The organism is Neolewinella lacunae (assembly GCF_014349155.1).
GTDB classification, from domain to species: Bacteria; Bacteroidota; Bacteroidia; order Chitinophagales; family Saprospiraceae; genus Neolewinella; species Neolewinella lacunae.
Genome location: NZ_JACSIT010000060.1, coordinates 1 through 3482 on the forward strand (window position 1 = coordinate 1; position 3482 = coordinate 3482).

The 3482-nt window shown below is 52.3% G+C and carries 1 protein-coding gene; it reads left to right on the top strand.

The features are described from left to right. Positions 1-3482: Ig-like domain-containing protein (locus tag H9S92_RS03500; RefSeq protein WP_187465331.1), on the top strand; the 3482-nt coding region annotated here is incomplete at both ends.

Below are 3482 nucleotides of genomic sequence, written 5' to 3' on the forward strand. Positions count from 1 at the left end.
GGCATCTCCATTGCGACTTATCTGAACGGGGCATTTGTTGAATCTTTCACCGCCAATGACCCCTTGGTGCGGGTTACGCTGCTCAGTGGCAGCGCCGATGTTGCCTTCATCGGCTTTCCCAGTACGGCAGCCTTCAATGAGGTAAGGATTTCGGTGGGTGGACTGATTAATGCCAGTGTATTGGGCGACTTCATCGTCTACTATGCCTACGTTCGAGCAGATTCGGACGGGGATGGTGTTCCTGACTGTCTGGACAAGTGCTGCGCAGGAGATGATCAACTGGACGGTGATGGAAACGGTATTCCGGACGCCTGTGATGGAATGCCCGTTGCGGTCAACGATACCTTTGAACTTTTTGTGGAAGACCCCGTGGTATTGGACGTACTGGCCAATGACGATTTCGGTCCTGATTTACCCGGTACCAATGCCATTCGTATCGTCCTTTTGCCGGAAAATGGTGTAGCTACGGTGAATGATAATGGCACTCCTGCTGATCCCACGGATGATTTTATCGATTACCTCCCTGCGGCGGGTTATCAAGGTGTAGATTCATTACGTTACCTTATTGAAGACTCAAATGGGAGTACCGATACGGCAACGGTGAGGTTTATAATTGAACTCAACGACGCTCCGGAAGCGATGGATGATGCGGTACCTGCCTTTGAAGATACACCATTGACGATCTCCGTGTTGGACAATGATATCGACGTCGATGGACCGGATACGCTGCTGACTGTAGTGCAGGGCGTAGTCAATGGAGATCTGATGCTTAACGCTGACGGCACTTTCACCTACACACCTGATGGCAATTTCAATGGTCTGGACAGCTTCCGTTATTCCTATTGTGATAACGGAATGCCAAACCAGTGCGATACGGCCACCGTCATCATCACCGTAGCTCCGGTCAACGACGCTCCCGTTGCGGTAGGTGATGTCGCTACAGCGGACGAAGACATACCTGTGGTGATCGATGTGCTCGCGAACGATATGGACGAGGATGGTCCCGACACGCTGTTAACGATAGTACAGGACGTAATGAATGGCGATTTAGTGATTAACGGTGATGGCACGATTACCTACACGCCGGATCCTGATTTTAACGGCCAAGACAGTTTCACCTATTCCTACTGCGACGGTGGGGCACCCAACCTTTGCGATACCGTTACGGTAATGATAACAATAAATGCCGTAGATGATTTGCCGGTAGTTGGAGACGATATAGCTACCACGGACGAGAATGTGGCGGTTAATTTATCCGTGCTGGTCAACGACAGTTTTGGTGGTGATGGCCCGGGCACCGGAGCGATTACGATCACCGTGCCTCCAAGTAATGGCGTGGCGACAATCAACAACGGTGGTACGCTCAATGATCCGACGGACGATTCGGTAGACTACACGCCGGATGCTAACTACACCGGGCCGGATAGCTTTGAATACCAGATATGCGATGCAGACGGCGATTGTGACCAAGGAACGGTAATGGTCACTGTAAACCCTGAAATGGTAGCTCCATCCGAAGACTGCAATAACCCTTTAGCGGGCAAGAATGCAATAGTTGATGAAATTTCTCCGGGTTTAGTGGGTCTGCTTTTGGCGGGAAGCAACTTAGGTAACGTAGTAAATGAGGATTTAGAAGATTTTGTGGACATTAATATTACTGCGGCTGTTTTAGGGACGGCTATTGTATCGGTAAAAGACATTAGTGAAACCTATCCCGCCGGACGCAGAGCTGGTTTCGTCCTCCAAAGCAATGGGGGTTTGTTATCCGCCAGTGCGCTCAGTGGTTTGTCGATTCGTACTTACCTCAATGACGTGCCCCAGGAAACAGCGACCTTCAGTGGTGGTCTTCTGGACCTTGCAGCTTTGGGCAACGCTGGCGGCAAGCAGCGCCTTGGTTTTACCACCACTTTGCCCTTTGACGAAATTGAACTGTACCTCAGTTCCACCCTCACCCTGCTGGGAAGCGTGCGGGTGTTTTATGCTTTTGAAGAAGACCCGCTTTGTGATGCGGATTGCCAGACGGCGATTATTCCGTCGAATGGTTTTACCCCTTCCATCGTCGGTGCACGAACCTCATTCTCCGGTGGGATTCTTTGTATAGGTTGTTCCATCACCTCCACTGGTGATGCGATTGATGACAACCTGGGGAACAATGCCAGTTTCAACTATGGCATTTCAGTCGGTGAGACCTTTACGCTTTCGGTGGACATTGGTGCAGCACAACCCGCCGGTTCGGATGTGGGGTTTGTTGTTGCTCCAGACGGAATTTTGGGTCTTCTAGACCTATCCGTTCTCAGCACCATGCGCATCCGGACCTACTTAGGTGGTGCTCCGGTAGAAAACGTGCAGTTGGACCAAAACCTGGTGTCCGTCGATTTGCTTCCCGGCGGGAGGCAGTCATTGAGCTTCCGCACCTCTGCCCCCTACGATGAAGTGCAATTGGTAACGACCTCGGGCGTCAGTCTCTTAGGCGGATTAGACATCTTCAATGCGTTTATTCGTTATGATACGGACCTTGATGGCGTCCCGGACTGCATTGACAAATGCGTGGGCGATGACAACATCCTGAACAGTGCTGGTTTGCCCTTGGCCTGTAATCCGGAATGTATGCTTAATGCGGGAGTGGACATTTCCTCCTGCCCGGAATTTGGTACTGGACAGGCCCAGCTTCCGCCCGCAATGGCAGGGCAGACCTGGTCCGCCGATCCCGGGAATCCCAGCCCGGCAACCGTCGATGCGCTGGGCGTGGTCACTGGTCTATCCGTGGAAGGCATCTATACCTTCATCCTCTCGGACGGAGTTTGCAGCGACACGGTGCAGGTCAATTACGTGGTCTCCGGTACTGATTTGGCCTGTAATGATCCCTTGGTGGGGCCAGGCGTAATCGTGGACGACGAGATGACCTTCACGGGGATCTGCATACTGTGTGCGGATGCCGATGCATCGAACGTGGTGGACACTGATTTGGAGAATTTCCTGGAATACGACGACCTGGTTTCACTGCTGGTACAAAGCTCGCTGGTCTCGGTAAAAGACACGAACAATACCTATCCCGCAGGTACCCGGGTAGGTTACGTCATTGAATTCCCCACGGGTCTGTTGGACCTGAACGTGCTGTCTTCCGTCCAGTTGGTCACTTACCTGGACAACCAGCAGCAGGAAATTGCCAGCAGTGCAAGCCTGCTGGGTGTAGGCTTGCTCGGAGCCGGGGAAAACCTTCAACGCATTGGCTTCACCACGAGCCTGCCCTTCGACGAAGTAGAAATTGTTTACAACCCAACGGTTGGGGCTTTAAGTACCCTGAGGGTGTATTATGCCTTTACGGAGGCACCGGGTTGTCCCTTTAGCGTAGATCCCTTGGTAGACCCGGGTGCGCTGTGCATTGAGCCCATTATCGCTAGCGCTGACTACTGCGGAAGGATTAACTACGACGAGACGGGGATAAATGATCTGCTGTGTGTAGCCTGTACCATCGAGCCGCT